This is a genomic window from Pelodictyon luteolum DSM 273 (assembly GCF_000012485.1).
Taxonomy (GTDB): domain Bacteria; phylum Bacteroidota; class Chlorobiia; order Chlorobiales; family Chlorobiaceae; genus Chlorobium; species Chlorobium luteolum.
Map to the genome: position 1 here is coordinate 1,290,990 of NC_007512.1, position 14,087 is coordinate 1,305,076.

The following is a 14,087-nucleotide window of genomic DNA, read 5'->3' on the forward strand; positions in this document are numbered from 1 at the left end:
CGGTTATCGGCACAGACCGCCTTTTCAGGGTTTCTATAGATGGAAGGATACTTAATCTTCCACTCCTTTCTGGGCAGGGATGCCCGCTTCGTAGCCGTGCTTCAACATGGTCATTTCGGTAGCGGTATCGGCCAGGTCCAGCAGCTCCTGAGGCGCATTGCGGCCGGTCAGGACGACGATCTTCCCGTCAGCGGCACCTTTGATGCCGGATATGAGGGGTGCAGACTCGATAAGCCCTCTGGAGAGCGCGAAACAGACCTCGTCGAGCAGGACGAAATCGCAGTCGGGGTCGAGAAGGGCGGCAAGTGCGGCCGACAGCCCTTCGGCCGCGGCCTCCCTGTGGTCTGCCATCTGGGGGCTGTCAGGGTCACGCGGAAGGAATCCCCTGCCATGCTGCGACCACTCCACCAGCGGTAAAGCGCTGAAAAACTTCTGTTCGCCGACCTCGCCGTCGGATTTCACGAACTGAATCACCCGTGCACGCATGCCGTGGCCGAGCGCACGGGCCAGCATGCCGAATGCCGCAGTGCTTTTGCCTTTGCCGTTGCCGGTAAAGAGAAGGATACGCCTTGCATTTCTCTCAGCCTCACCCATCGCAGTGTTCCGTTGTTATGAGTTAATGTTGGTCATTGTAAAAGAAAGTGGCCGATGGCTGCCGACAGCAGAACCCCGCCCCCGAGAAAAAAGAATGCCGTCAGCCGCATGAGCCCTATGGCACCCCGAAGCGTCCGGGCATTGCAGCGCTCAGCGCGTACGCCAAGGACCGGCGCCATATCCGGCACCCCGCCATAGCTGCGTTCTCCACCGAACATCACCCCCAGCGCACCGGCAAAGGCGGATTCCGGATATCCTGCGTTGGGGCTCTCATGAAGAGCTGCACCCTCCCGGACAGCCCTGAATATATCAAAAACCCGCAGTTTCGCGACTGCAGCCGCAAGCGCTATGGCAAAGACGGTCAGCCGTGCAGGGATAAAGTTGACGAGATCATCGAACCGGGCCGATGCCCATCCGAACTCCATATAGCGCTCATTGCGGTACCCGAAGGTTGAATCAAGCGTACTTGCCGCCTTGTATGCAACTACGCCGAGAGGCCCAAGAAGGAGCGCGTAAAAGATCGGGGCAGTCACTCCGTCAACAGTATTCTCTGCCACGCTTTCGGTGGCGGCAAGGGCAATGGCGTCTTCATCCATCACCTCCGTATCGCGACCGACCATCCATGAGACCCGCTGCCGGGCTTCTTTGAGTCTTCCTGCCGCAAGCGGACTGAGCACGGCAAGGGCGTGGTCGGCAAGGTCACGCGTGGCGAAACAGCTGTACATAATAAGCACCGAGACGACATCGGCAAAAAGCGGGTGCAGTGCCGCCGCGCCCCTGATGACGGCCCAGGCCGCACCGGAGGAGATTGCAATGACTGATGCCGCGGCAAGGATGCCCTGAAAGCGAAGCGGAAGCGCGGTGCGGCGGAGCCGTGCTTCAAGAGCGGCAGCAAGGCTCCCCATCGCACGGACCGGATGCGGCAGCCACCTGGGGTCGCCGAATGCAAGGTCAAGCAGGAACGCCGCCAGAACAAGCCACACCGACTCCATCATGGCATCACCTCACGAAAGAGAGCGATGAGGCGGGTGTTTTCATCGGGTGTCCTTACGGCAAACCGGAACCACTCCCCTTCCAGTCCGCGGAAGTTTCTTGCATCGCGCAGATGGATCCCCTTCCTGGTAAACTGAGGGAGCAGAACATCAAGAGAGCGGGTCGAGCGGGCGAGGAAGAAATTCGCACTGCCGCCATAGAGCGTGAGACCCTCGATTGAGGAGCACTCCCGCTGTATCCTTTCACGTTCTGCAGCGAGCATCTTGCGGAGCGACTCCTCCCACGTGCCGCATCCGGCCAGCCTCCCGGCCACCTGCTCGGCCACAGCGTTCACCGTCCACGGCTCCTTGTGGAAGAGCAATCGTTCAATGACATCGGGATGGGCGACAACCGCACCGAGGCGAAGCCCCGGAAGGGCATAGAACTTCGTCAGGGAGTGCACCACGACCACGTTCTTCATGGCCATGACCTCCCGCATCAGCGAATTCCGGGGAAATGCCGCGGTATACTGGATGAACGCCTCATCGACAATAAACCACTTTTCAGGGAACCGGCTTGCGAGTCCCGGCAGCATCCCGGGCGGAAGTTCAGTTCCTGTCGGGTTGTTGGGGTTGGCGAGGAACAGGGCGTCAACACCGTCCATTGCAGAAACCAGCCGCTCGAACGATGGCATCGCAAAACCGTCCGCCTCGCTGAGTTCCATCCATACGACTTCCGCACCCGCAATGCGGCATGCCCGCTCATACTCGTAGAATGAGGGTGCAGGGATAAGCACCCGCCGGAGACCGTGGGCCCGCGGCAGGAGGTAGATGCCCTCAGCGGCCCCGTTCAGAGGAAGCACCGAATTGGGATCAAGTTTGAACCGGTCCACATAGAACGAACGGATCCCTGCCCCGTCGATGGAGGGGTATCTCATCAACTCAGAAGGCTCGACGACGACCGGGCCGATCGGCGGAAGAACCGGACTGATGTTGATGCTGAAGTCCAGCATGGCGCCCGATGAAGCCGGAGAACCCCCGTGCGTATGGTCATAGAGACTGCTCACACGCGCTCCTTTGGCGACAGCCTGCCGGCAAGGGCAAAAAGCCTGTCAAGATCAAGATTGTCTGAAAAGTGCCGGGCAAGCATGTCATAGCTGCGGTCCGACTCAAGCCGGCGGCTGATCTCCTCCCGAGGAGGCGTGTAGCTGGAATCAGCCTCCTCCAGGAAATGGTGGCGAAGGGAGGGTTCATCGAAAATACCGTGGAAATAGGTGCCCATAACCCGTCCGTCTTCGCTCACCACCCCGTCGGTATCCTCGCTCGGCAAACCGTTTCGCTCGGTAACCTGCAGGAACGGGCGGCATGAACCCTCGACAGCCGTACGGCCCATATGGATTTCATACCCTGAAGCTGCCACATCGGCACCATGCAGTCTGCCTCGGGAATTTGAAAGATATTTCTCCTTATCCAGCACGGTGCTGACTTCCAGAACGCCAAGCGCCTCGCTCGTGCCGGGCTCTCCTTCAAGCCCGTGCGGATCGGCAATGCTCCGACCGAGCATCTGGAACCCGCCGCAGATACCGAGAATCATGCCTCCCGAACGGCGGAATGCACTGATCTCTTCCTCCCATCCCATGCTCCGGAGCCACTCAAGATCCCCTCGTACGTTTTTTGATCCCGGTAGGACCAGCATCCTGTACCCCTCAAGCGAACGGGGGCGGTGCAGATAGTGAAGATCGACCGACGGATCCTCTTCGAGCGGAGAGAGGTCTGTAAAGTTGGAGATATGGGGGAAATAGATTGCCGCCACGCCTACCCTGCCCTCAGCAGGTCCTCCTCCTGGATCCACCTTCGCCTGAAGCGGAACGGCATCTTCGGCATCGATCGTAAACCCCCTGAAATACGGAATGACGCCGAGCACCGGCACACCACTCATCGCTTCGAGCATCTCCACGCCCTCCCGGAACAGGTCGATGTCGCCCCGGAAACGGTTGATGATGACCCCTTTGACGAGCGCGCGGTCTTCGGGAGGGATGATGGAAAGGGTGCCCACAACCTGGGCAAATACGCCCCCGCGGTCGATGTCGGCAACAAGAATCACCGAAGCTCCCGCTTCACGGGCCGTACGGAAGTTCACGAAGTCGCGCTTATAGAGGTTCATCTCTGCGCAGGACCCCGCGCCTTCAATAACCAGCAGTTCATGCTTTGCCATCAGCCGGTGCAGGCTCTCGAATGCCGCAGCCGCCCACTTCGAGGTATCTTTGAAATACCCCTTCGCACTCTCGGTCGAGGATACCTTTCCCTGCAGCACGACCTGCGCGCCGGTATCGGTGTTGGGTTTCAGGAGGACGGGGTTCATGTCGGCAGTCGGCGCAACCCGGGCCGCCTCGGCCTGCACGACCTGAGCACGGCCGATCTCCATACCATCCGGCGTAACTCCGGAGTTGTTCGACATGTTCTGCGCCTTGTAGGGCGCGACATCAATGCCCGCATCACGGAATATCCTGCAGAGCGCCGTGGCTACGATGCTCTTGCCGACGTCGGAAGCGGTGCCGAGAACGGCGATGGAATGTGCTGTTTCATTCTGTACTACCATACCTCGTGATGCACCAGTGTTTTAAGCTCCATCCTCGGCAGCCAACCGGCCTGCTCAAGTTCTGGAGTTTCGTGAAAAAAGCTCACATAGCCCACGCAGAGCCACGCGACAGGAACGATGTGCTCCGGAATCCCGAGCACCTTACGCACATGATCATGATGCACAATGCTTACCCATCCAACCCCGAGGTTCTCTGCCCGGGCGGCAAGCCAGAGATTCTGCACGGCACAGACCGAACTGTAGAGATCCATCTCGGGGTTTGGCGTCCGCCCGATCACCACATCGCCACTTCGGGACCGGTCACAGGTGACGCAGATGCCCATCGGCGCATCCATTATACCCTCCAGCTTCAGCGAGCAGTACTTTTCCCTCTGTTCACCGCCGAACAGTGCCGCAGCCTCCCGATGTGCCGTTTCGAATCCGTCCTTGATACCCTGTCGCACGCCCATGTCCTTGACGACTATGAAATCCCACGGCTGCATGAAGCCCACACTCGGGGCATGATGTGCCGCATGAAGGATACGCTGCACCACATCATCAGGGACAGCATCCGGAAGATACTGTCCCCGTACATCACGGCGACTGAATATCACTTTGTAGAGGGCATCGCGCTCTGATGGCGATATAGTGCTGTTCACTCTTGCGTTTTGCAATATCTCCATGGTTTAGAAATCGGCTCGAATGCCCACAACAAAATTGATTCCCGGCATTGGATAACCTGTAACATACTGGTAATCCCTGTCGAAAAGATTGTTTATCTCGCCCTTTAGGGTTATGCCTCGTCCATTCACTTTGGTGTGATCGAATGGAAATTTCTTTGAAGCGGCAAGATTCACCACCGCAAAGCTTCCCTTGGTGACGAATGCGCCATTATTGTTTTCCCAGTCCTGGACAATCGTACTTCCCGTCATGGCGACATTCACCGAACCGGCAAACCCTCCTTTATCACGCAACCTGATCCCTGTTGATGCATTCCATTCGGGTGTATACGGAAGATTCGCACCGGTCTTGTCATCCTTGAACTCGAAAAGATGAGTGTACCCTGCAAAAGGTTCGACGGTCCAGTTTTCGCCCAATGGAGCAAAGGGCCAGGACAGTTCGGCCTCCAGTCCTGAAACCGTAGCACTTCCGACATTGACATACGTGTAACTTGAGGCCCCTGTGGCACTGGTCTCAATCAAATCAGTATAGTCAGTGGTAAATACCGTACATGAAGCCACAAGTCGCTTCCATGCCACGTCAATCCCCCCTTCCCATGTCAGACTTGATTCTGGTTTCAGCTCAGCGTTTCCGATATAGGTTTTTCCGTATGAAACGATTTCTCCGGCAAGCTCTCTGGCAGAGGGCATTCTGAACCCTTCGGCATAGGATCCTCTCAAACGCAGGCCATCGGCAATCCGGAATGCAAGGCCGGCCTGCCCGGATGTATTGTCGGTGTTCCGGGATGTACCCTCATTTGCATGAAGGTCAACAGAGTAATCATCATACCGCAAACCTGCGGTAAGGGTGAGTGCATCATCGAAAAAAAGGTATCTGCCAAGGACGAATGCCGCAGGATTTTCGTACTGGCTCCATTTCGGAGCCAGAGTAGATTCAAGTTCATACTGCAGCCAATCAACTCCCGCCGTCACCCTCATTGAGGCTTCTGCATAGCTGATTTGCGCCTGAGCACCCTGCTGATCGGTATCGCTCTGGCTCATATAGGATGAACTGGGACTGACATATCCGTATTTATCCATCCCCATGTAATAGCGAGCCATCCAAGACCATCGCCCTTCGCCATCGGAGCCTTCATACATCAAATCGGTCGAATGATTGTTCTGAACCGTGTAGGCATCGAAATCAGGAGTAGCGAAATATGAGGGTGAACCAGCTCGTTCAAGATCGAAAACATGATAGATTACCTGCATACGCTGATGCGGAAGGAATTCATATCCCAGACTGAGGCTTCCCATCACCTGGTCATCAAATCCAGTATTCTGATACGTATCACCTGAGCCTGTCTGGTAATCACCCATATCTGCAGTTGAAACACTGCCGGAAAAATCAAACCTCCCTATACTCCCTTCTGCACCAGCGCCGGTCTTCACATATTCGTTGTTTCCAACCTGCTGTGCTGCAAAAAATGAGGGTGCACCACTGCCTGTTTTGGTAATGACATTCACCACTCCGCCAATCGCTGCAGAGCCGTATTGCACAGATGCGGGTCCGCGTATAATTTCAATACGCTCCACATTCTCGGTCATGATCTTTGCAAGATTTCCGGTGCCAGCACGCCGTCCATCCAAAAGGATGAGTACCTTTCCCATCAAATCATTTCCATGTGTTTCACTCCGAAACCCCCTGAGGCCGATTGAAGTCAATGTCCCGGGATATTTCTGAAAATGGCCAAGGCTTTTCTCCGCAAGAAGCTCGCTGAGATCCTTGGCTGACGAAAGCTCGATCTCTGCCCTTCCGATAATCGTGACATTGGATGTCACGGTGCTTTTCATCTCCTCGAAACGGCTTGAGGTCACAACAACCTCGTCCATCATGTAGGTTAAAGAGGCCTCTTCTGCAAACACTCCCCGGCTCGAGAGCAGTCCGAGCATGACGGCGAGAAATACTTTTTTGTTCATGATTGTTCCTGTGTTCAGTTATGGATTATTGAACAGACAGGGGTTAGCTGAAGGGTGCGTATGACACTGAAGCGGCATTTCCTTTTTGGATTCCAGAACAAAGCATCATTGACTGTGAGACCATACAGCTGCAGCCGGAGACTGGAGAGACGGACCTTGGGCCTGTGCTTTGCAAAAAGGATCAGATGGAAAAGCGATGCAGAAGTAATACAGCTTTGCCCAGACTATTAACCCGTAGTCGATCGTTTATGCAAATGGTAGATGGCAGGTCTCCTGACTTTGACGGCTTACTTCCATTCCGGCCTTCCCGCTGTTTTCCGAGGTGGAAAACGATGCAGTGACCTGGAACGAACCCTGAAACCGATGCATGTGGCCATGCAGGGATTTCGTGGCTTACCGTTATACAGTTGCGGGTACAGTCTGCGATTTTCACGCAGTTCCCTATTCTCCGGTTTTTAAACCGGCACCAGCTACGCTGAAAGAACAATTATGAAGCGTTATATAGCGAATTCTCCTGAAACTGACAAGCGCAATCAGCCGGGCCCGCTCCCCATGCAGGCACAGCAAGCCTTTCAGGCGAGTGGCCGCAGAGACACGGCAATCAACCTCCGAGCCCTCACAGCCACAGCCTTATCTGCTTTCATTACTCATAAACACATCACGCCCCTGATACTGACGCAGGGCTTCGAATTTCTCATAGGCGGCACCGCTCTCAAGTGCATGGCGCGCCTTGTCACCACCCTCGCGATACGACGATGCAATGCCGGACACATAGAGTGCTGCCGCTGCGTTCATGCAGAAGAAATCGGCTGCCGCTCCGCCCTCGAGGCCCTCCAGGACAGCGAGAACTGTTGCTGCATTCTCCCTTGCAGTGCTTCTGCTTGCGATGCATTCGAACGGCACCGTTTTCATCCCGAAATCCTCCGGAGTGACTTCATAGTGCGTAATGCTTCCGTCCCGGAGTTCAACCACGCGGGTCGGCCCGGAGAGGGAGAATTCATCAATACCGAACGCCGGGTCGAACCCCGCTGCCGTACCGTAGGGAGAGAGTGCCGCTGCCATCCCTATGTCTCTCAGGATTTCCACCATCTGTACCGACACGGCAGGGGCATAGGCTCCGATAACTGCACAGTTGTTCTGCCGGCAGGGACGGGTGAGCGGACCGAGGATGTTGAATGCCGAAGTGAAACGCATGCTTCTGATGAGCCGTGCCCAACCTGACTGCAGGAACGCCTCTCCCGGCAGATAGCATATCCCTGCATGCCGGAGACTCTGTGCGGCCCGCTCAAGCGGGTGGTCCAGATCAACCCCCAAAGCCTCGAAGATATCGGACGCTCCAGAAACGCCGGTAACGAGCCGCGCACCTTTTTTTGCTATGGGCAGACCGCATGCTGCGGCAATGAGTGCGGCGGGGCTCGAGCAGTTCAAGGTTTTCAGCCGGTCGGATCCCGTGCCGACGATATCACATACAGGCCCCACGAGATCCACATCGATTTTCAGGGTATCGTGGCAGTCAAGCGCGTCCCACGCTCCGGACAGTTCCCCGGTGGTCGGTCCCCGCATCAGATGTGCTGCAAGAAATGCCCCCTGCTGAAGCTCCGGCTGAAGGTTGAGGATAACCTGCCGATAGGCCTCCCGGGACTCCTCGCGATCCATGATGTGGCCACCGGCAACAGCGGTAATCAACTTTCCGAATTCCCGAAGCCGTTGTTCATTCTCCATTGATTTTTTCCTTCATAATCGGCCCCCGTCCGATCCCGGCGGAGGCACTGTTGTTGTAATAACACGCTCATCAGGGCACCTCAGACAATGACATGGCGGAAACCTTTCCCGCTGAGGACTGCTTCCATTGCGGGTTGCACCCCGTCCAGCCGGATCCTGCGCTCAATAAGGAACCCGAGCTCAGCGCTGTACCATGAAAGCAGGCGGACTGCTTCACCCATATCATGAAGCCGGCAGCCATAAGCGCCTATGAATGCAAGCTCACGGTAATGCAGCTCATCAACTACGCGGGCAGGGATTGCCGGCTCCTTCCCTATCCCGCTGAACAGGCAGAACCTGCCGCCGGCCGCCAGCCGGTCGACTCCGGCCTCAATGGCTTCCGGAGCCGGCGTGGCGTTGAAGACAACATCAAACAGACCACAGGGCGCGCCCGGATGTACGTCGGTGCCGATTCCGAAACGATTTCTGAACACCTCGCTCTTTGAAAGCTTCTCTATATCAGGATCGGACATAACGACAGAAGCGCCACATTCCCTCGCCACAAGGGCAACGAGAAGCCCCAGCGTACCTGCCCCGTAAATGAGGACCCGCTCCCGGGAACTCACACCTCCCTGCCGCACGCCGTGTACGGCACAGGCGAGAGGTTCGGCAAGCGTTGCCATCACCGGGCCGACTCCCTCAGGCACTTCGAGAAGGCTGGAGCGCGGAGCCGTGAGGAATTCAGCAAAACCGCCATCACGATGAAAGCCGGTGATGCGCATGTCCGGGCAAAGGTTCTGGCGCCCGCTCCGGCACGCCATACAGCTGCCACAGGCTTGACCGGGCCACAGGGCATAAAGCTGCCCCGGATTGCCCTCGATAGTGCCGCTGACTTCATGGCCGAGAACCCGTGGCAGCCGGAGGTCACGATGTCCCGAACTCCACATCTTGGCATCGGTGCGGCAGATCGCGGCCGCCCGGACCCGCAGAAGAACCTCGCCTTCGCCCGGTATCGGAATCGGCCGATCGAGAATCGAGAGTGATTTGGGGCCGCAGAGAAGGAGTGCTTTCATGTTTTCGCATAAATAAAAAAGGGCTTCGTCCCATCTTCATTGAAGATGGAGCGAAGCCCTTTGCCATTGGGATTCTCTCAAGGCACTCCCCACGGGGGTAAATGCCGATTATTGGTAAGGGTTCGTCACAGCAGGTCTTCTGGCTCCCGGATCATTCCTCCCCCGCAGACCTTCCCATTCCGGTATGCCGGAACAGTGACCATCCCCTTCCGGGGATCTTGTGCAGGTTCAGTTCCCGGTTACAGCGGCGGGACCGCCACGGATTCACACCGTGTTCCTGGATGCTATGCAACCACTCATTGCAAAGGTAATGCATCCGCGATGAAATACAAATCATGCAAAGCCACAGGAACAACATGGAGCTTCCGCCGGGCTGCTGAACCAGTGTATCAATCTGAACGGGCTTGAAATACTGCCTCAGTCACCGCGCCATGTGCCGCAGTTCCATACCATGAGGTAAGGAGCGGGGAGAGAGGCTAAAGGGCAAACAGCGTCACCGACACGATAAGCAGCGAGTTCAGGGAATACGGATACCCGTATCCGAACGGATCCCAGAGCGGGTCAGCAGGCTTTTCCTGCATGCCGACGGGAAAACACGCCTCCGGCCTCCGGTGCTGCAGGATGGCTCTGGCCATCCGCGGACTGGTGAACAGCATCCTCGGGCTTGTGGAAAACACCTCAAGCGGAGGCGGTGAGATGAAATCCGGAGCCCGCAGCGCCGGAAAGAGGCGGCGGAGGATCGAAAGAAAAATGCGTGTGCCGATGCGACCGACAGAGAGGCGGAGTTTACCCGCTCCCCGTGCTTGTGCGGAGTTGTTCTTCATCTTGGTATCTCAGCTTTTATCCCGAAGCGTTCACGAAATAGTTGCGGCAGGTCTTCTGACTTTCCCGAATTCCTGCAGCCTTCCCGTTCCATTTTTGTTTGGAACAGTGGCATTGTTGCAGAAACCTTTCCATCTCCCTTGGGGGATGCAGGATTACAGCAGCGGGTACTGTCCCGGATTTACACCGGGTTCCCTATTACGCCTTCGATGTTTCCATATTCAGGCACCACAAGTCTAGATTTGCAGGATAAGAAAAAGTTTCCTCCCGCCAAACAGAAGAAAGCAAGAGATGCCATAGTGGTCCTCCATCAGCTCTTCTCTCCTGCTCCGGCAATGACTGTCGTAATCGCCTTCGAGTAATGGTGAACCTGTTCGAGGACATTGACCAGCTCCATATGCAGGTCGTGCGTCAGTTCCGATTCAGGATTGCGCCGTACACGCTCCAGATGCGAGGCCCCGGTCTCTGAGGAAAGAGTGCGGAACTCCCGGTCTTTGGCGAGGATCGCCGCCGCTTCTGCGGCGTCCATGCTCTGAAGCAAGTCGGCAAGCCTGCCCGATTCGCTGCAGACAAACGCATGCAGGCGGAGCAGCTCCTCTTTCCCATCCATGCTCAGCGGAGTCCTGAGGCTCTCTTTCATCCTGACAAGACGACGGGAGAGCACCTCGATGACGTCTCCCATGGATTCCAGATACTTGACCGTTTCCATGAGAGCGAATACCTCCCTTGACTGCGCCTCGGTAAGACCGCTCCGGCTGATCTTTATCAGGTAGTCCGACACCCTCCGTTCGAGGTAATCCATCTTTTCCTCCCGCATGTCCATTCCTCCGATAATGGAAAGGCTGGGGAACACCTCATCCCGGCCCCTGTCCTCACGAACAAAGGGGTGCAGCGCAGCGCAGACCATCCGGGCCGCTATGCGCGCCATGCGTACGATCTCCCTGCGCGCGTAACTGAGGGCAAGTTCCGGTGTGGCAAGCGCGGACTCCTTCAGGTACCAGACGGCTGGCTGCTGGCGGATCTCCATCGGGTCATCCGGGTAAAGGAAATACAGCAGGCGGTCGAACAGCGGCAGAAGCGGAAGAAAGACAAGAGCCATGAAAACGTTGTATATGGAATGGGCGTTGGCCACCTGCCGCGGCAGGTCCTCCGACACGCTGAGGGTCCGGACGAGCGAAGCAAACTGGGGGATGAAGAAGATGAAGAGGAGAATGCCCGCCACGTTGAACATGACTTGTGCAAGCGCCACCCTTTTGGCTGGCCGAAGCATCCCTGAGCCGGCAATCACTGCCGTGATGCAGGTGCCGATGTTGGCGCCGAGAAGCAGAGGAATCGCCGCCTCAAGACCGATGCTGCCCTGAGAAGCAAGCGTTATGACGATACCGATAAACGCGCCGCTGCTCTGCATGAGGGCGGTGAGAAAGAGGCCCGAAAGAAGTCCCGCGAGCGGGTTGTCAAGAAAGGAGAGCATCTGGAGAAAGGGCGGATAGGCCTGCAGCGGCGCTACCGCCCCGGACATCAGCTGCAGACCGAAAAACAGCAGGCCGAACCCCGATACCGCCTCGCCAAGAAAACGGAGGTTCTCAGTCTTGGCGAGAGTGTAGAGAAGAAAACCCAACGTGAAGATGACGAGGGCGTAATCGTGGAGCCGGAATGCAATCAGCTGTGCCATGGCCGTCGTGCCGATTTCCGCGCCTAAAATCACGGCCAGCGACTGGCTGAAGGTCATGAGGCGGGACTGTACGAGCCCGACGAGGGTGGCGATGATGGTACTGCTGCTCTGCACCACCATAGTTGCCATCGCTCCGGCAAACAGCCCGAATACAGGCCTGCCGGCAATGCGTGAAACAAACACCCTCATCCGTTCACCGGAGGCCTTTTTCAGGCCGCTGCTCATCATCCTGATCCCGAACAGGAACAGAGCCAGACCGCCGGAAAAATACACGGCGATGGATGTGAAGGAGATCACCTGGTTCATGGCATGTTCATGGCATGTTCATTAGCGAGTTAATAGTGCGTTCATGATTCGTGTACAGCTCGTTTTGGCTCGTTGTCGGCACCCGGTTCATGATGGAGATGGAGACGGGCCGCCTGCAGGCAAATTACATATTTTTTCTCTGCCGAGCAGAGCAAAGCCCCTCTGACGCCTGTATTCAAAAACCTCCCGGAGCCTATGGCTGAGGATGAATGAATCGACCAGTTCACCAAGAACGCCACCGGGCATACGGTAGAAGATGGTATCGGTCATTTCCGTGCCCCCCTTGACCGCCTTGAACTCATGGCGATGCATCCAGTGCAGATAGGGACCGGAGAGCTGCACGTCCTCAAAAACAAATGGCTTTTCTACCCGGCTGATTTCGGTTTCCCAGAAAACAGGGACAAGCATGAAGGGATAGAGTGTATAGGTGATGCGCATACCCTCATGAATGTGCCCCGCGCCCGACCCTCCCGTTACCCTGAAGCGCATCTCAGGCGGAGTCAGGCGGGCAAGGTTCAGGGGACGCGAAAAAAAGTCCCAGACGCATTCAATCCCGACCGGGAAGTGCTGTACGAACTGCAGTGTATGTGTTTCCATAGTTCCTATAACGCTCCCGGGGCAAAAAAGTATCCCCGCCCTGTTGGCATTTACAACACGCGCTATGTACCTTGCTACTGCATTTTCCACCCGATACCTTCAGTAACCGCAACAACCACCCGTATGCGTCGACAGGGCAACCTTTTCCGGCAGATGGCCTTTCTGCCCCTCTTATGCATGTTCATCTTCACGGCCGCATGCACGGAAAAGCATGCAGAAACCCCGGCACAGGACGCCAGACGCCCGAAAATCGTCAGCCTCGCACCGAGCCTCACCGAAATGCTCTTCGCCATAGGGGCCGGGGACCAGGTCGTCGGGCGCACCAGCGCCTGTGACTGGCCGGTTGAAGCTAAAGCGATCCCGGTAACCGGCGCCTTCGGCCGCCCCTCACTTGAAGTACTCGCATCCATCCACCCCGATCTTGCCATCGATGTCGACCTTGCCGATGAGAAGATGGGAGAAAAAATCAAAGGGCTCGGCATACGGCTTGAGACCATAAGCTGCAAAACCCCTGAAGAGATCCCGGACGCGCTGAGAAGACTCGGCCGGCTGACCGGCCACGAAAAGCAGGCCGACAGCCTTGCAGCCGTCATCACGGAAGGGCTCGGCCGATACCGCATGAAGGCCGAAGAACGCATGAAGGCCAGAGAAAAGAAAACGCGCCCGAGCGTCTATCTGGAAATCTGGGACGACCCGTTCTGGACCGGCGGCAGCGGCAGCTACACCTCGGCACTGATCGAATGCGCCGGAGGACGCAACATCGGGGACGTGGTGGAGAAGGAATATTTTGAAATATCCCAGGAGTGGGTGATTGCCCGGAACCCGGACATCATCGCCTGTATGTACATGGCCAGGGAGACCTCCGCTGCCGGAGATGTGATGAAGCGCCCCGGCTGGGGGCACCTCCGTGCGGTGAAGGGGGGACATGTGTACGACGGGTTCGACAACAGCCTGTTCCTGCGTCCGGGGCCGAGGGTCCTTGAAGGAGTGGAAAGGCTGCACAGACTCTTTTACCCCGGGGACAAAGAGAAGGGCTGAATTTCAGGCCGGCAGTACCGATTCGGCTTCAATTTTCTTATCTTTGGGGCTTTGACCCCCCCGGCCGGGGGGGCAAACCGCTGAACAAAACGCTCC

12 protein-coding genes and 3 riboswitches are annotated in these 14,087 nt (G+C 56.9%); of the genes, 1 reads left to right on the forward strand and 11 read right to left on the reverse strand.

Annotated elements, in window-relative coordinates; all coding sequences use genetic code 11:
- Positions 1-51 precede the first annotated feature (51 nt).
- The 11 genes from PLUT_RS05925 to PLUT_RS05975 all read right to left on the reverse strand — a co-directional run bounded on the left by PLUT_RS05925 (position 52) and on the right by PLUT_RS05975 (position 12,953).
- Positions 52-594: a cob(I)yrinic acid a,c-diamide adenosyltransferase gene (locus PLUT_RS05925; protein WP_011357871.1), complete on the reverse strand. Its 543-nt coding sequence runs from the start codon at positions 592-594 to the stop codon at positions 52-54.
- A 32-nt stretch (positions 595-626) separates the two neighbouring features.
- Positions 627-1,589, reverse strand: a complete 963-nt coding sequence (gene cbiB / locus PLUT_RS05930; RefSeq protein ID WP_011357872.1) for an adenosylcobinamide-phosphate synthase CbiB — start codon at positions 1,587-1,589, stop codon at positions 627-629.
- Positions 1,586-2,632: a threonine-phosphate decarboxylase CobD gene (gene cobD, locus PLUT_RS05935; protein ID WP_011357873.1), complete on the reverse strand. Its 1,047-nt coding sequence runs from the start codon at positions 2,630-2,632 to the stop codon at positions 1,586-1,588. Before cobD ends, cbiB begins: the two co-directional genes overlap by 4 nt.
- Positions 2,629-4,164, reverse strand: coding sequence for a cobyric acid synthase (locus PLUT_RS05940; protein WP_011357874.1), 1,536 nt, complete (start codon positions 4,162-4,164; stop codon positions 2,629-2,631). The genes cobD and PLUT_RS05940 overlap by 4 nt, the downstream gene beginning before the upstream one ends.
- Complete coding sequence (gene bluB, locus PLUT_RS05945) at positions 4,158-4,826, reverse strand: 5,6-dimethylbenzimidazole synthase (protein ID WP_011357875.1); 669 nt, start codon at positions 4,824-4,826, stop codon at positions 4,158-4,160. The genes PLUT_RS05940 and bluB overlap by 7 nt, the downstream gene beginning before the upstream one ends.
- Positions 4,827-4,829: 3 nt before the next feature.
- A complete protein-coding gene (locus PLUT_RS05950; RefSeq protein ID WP_011357876.1) occupies positions 4,830-6,782 on the reverse strand; it encodes a TonB-dependent receptor plug domain-containing protein in 1,953 nt (650 codons plus the stop codon).
- A 245-nt stretch (positions 6,783-7,027) separates the two neighbouring features.
- A riboswitch (cobalamin riboswitch) is annotated at positions 7,028-7,268 on the reverse strand.
- Positions 7,269-7,412: 144 nt separating this feature from the next.
- Positions 7,413-8,504: an anthranilate phosphoribosyltransferase gene (trpD, locus tag PLUT_RS05955; protein WP_011357877.1), complete on the reverse strand. Its 1,092-nt coding sequence runs from the start codon at positions 8,502-8,504 to the stop codon at positions 7,413-7,415.
- An 80-nt stretch (positions 8,505-8,584) separates the two neighbouring features.
- Positions 8,585-9,556, reverse strand: a complete 972-nt coding sequence (locus PLUT_RS05960; protein WP_011357878.1) for a zinc-dependent alcohol dehydrogenase — start codon at positions 9,554-9,556, stop codon at positions 8,585-8,587.
- Positions 9,557-9,667: 111 nt separating this feature from the next.
- A riboswitch (cobalamin riboswitch) is annotated at positions 9,668-9,868 on the reverse strand.
- A 164-nt stretch (positions 9,869-10,032) separates the two neighbouring features.
- Entirely contained in the window at positions 10,033-10,380 is a 348-nt protein-coding gene (locus tag PLUT_RS05965) for a hypothetical protein (RefSeq protein WP_011357879.1), read from the reverse strand.
- 27 nt (positions 10,381-10,407) lie between these two features.
- Positions 10,408-10,626: riboswitch (cobalamin riboswitch) on the reverse strand.
- Positions 10,627-10,688: 62 nt separating this feature from the next.
- The gene (locus tag PLUT_RS05970; protein ID WP_011357880.1) at positions 10,689-12,356 is read right to left on the reverse strand and encodes a Na/Pi cotransporter family protein; all 1,668 of its coding nucleotides are present in this window, start codon (positions 12,354-12,356) and stop codon (positions 10,689-10,691) included.
- Between the two features lie 87 nt (positions 12,357-12,443).
- Positions 12,444-12,953: an SRPBCC family protein gene (locus PLUT_RS05975; RefSeq protein ID WP_011357881.1), complete on the reverse strand. Its 510-nt coding sequence runs from the start codon at positions 12,951-12,953 to the stop codon at positions 12,444-12,446.
- A 123-nt stretch (positions 12,954-13,076) separates the two neighbouring features.
- Between PLUT_RS05975 and PLUT_RS05980 the strand changes: the two genes are divergently transcribed.
- Entirely contained in the window at positions 13,077-13,991 is a 915-nt protein-coding gene (locus tag PLUT_RS05980) for a cobalamin-binding protein (protein ID WP_011357882.1), read from the forward strand.
- Positions 13,992-14,087 lie beyond the last annotated feature (96 nt).

Bases quoted from the DNA above. Each gene is read 5' to 3' on its own strand.
- PLUT_RS05925 (WP_011357871.1), bottom strand. From the start codon at position 594: ATGGGTGAGGCTGAGAGAAATGCAAGGCGTATCCTTCTCTTTACCGGC.
- cbiB (WP_011357872.1), bottom strand. From the start codon at position 1,589: ATGATGGAGTCGGTGTGGCTTGTTCTGGCGGCGTTCCTGCTTGACCTT.
- PLUT_RS05940 (WP_011357874.1), bottom strand. From the start codon at position 4,164: ATGGTAGTACAGAATGAAACAGCACATTCCATCGCCGTTCTCGGCACC.
- bluB (WP_011357875.1), bottom strand. From the start codon at position 4,826: ATGGAGATATTGCAAAACGCAAGAGTGAACAGCACTATATCGCCATCA.
- PLUT_RS05950 (WP_011357876.1), bottom strand. From the start codon at position 6,782: ATGAACAAAAAAGTATTTCTCGCCGTCATGCTCGGACTGCTCTCGAGC.
- trpD (WP_011357877.1), bottom strand. From the start codon at position 8,504: ATGGAGAATGAACAACGGCTTCGGGAATTCGGAAAGTTGATTACCGCT.
- PLUT_RS05960 (WP_011357878.1), bottom strand. From the start codon at position 9,556: ATGAAAGCACTCCTTCTCTGCGGCCCCAAATCACTCTCGATTCTCGAT.
- PLUT_RS05965 (WP_011357879.1), bottom strand. From the start codon at position 10,380: ATGAAGAACAACTCCGCACAAGCACGGGGAGCGGGTAAACTCCGCCTC.
- PLUT_RS05970 (WP_011357880.1), bottom strand. From the start codon at position 12,356: ATGAACCAGGTGATCTCCTTCACATCCATCGCCGTGTATTTTTCCGGC.
- PLUT_RS05975 (WP_011357881.1), bottom strand. From the start codon at position 12,953: ATGGAAACACATACACTGCAGTTCGTACAGCACTTCCCGGTCGGGATT.
- PLUT_RS05980 (WP_011357882.1), top strand. From the start codon at position 13,077: ATGCGTCGACAGGGCAACCTTTTCCGGCAGATGGCCTTTCTGCCCCTC.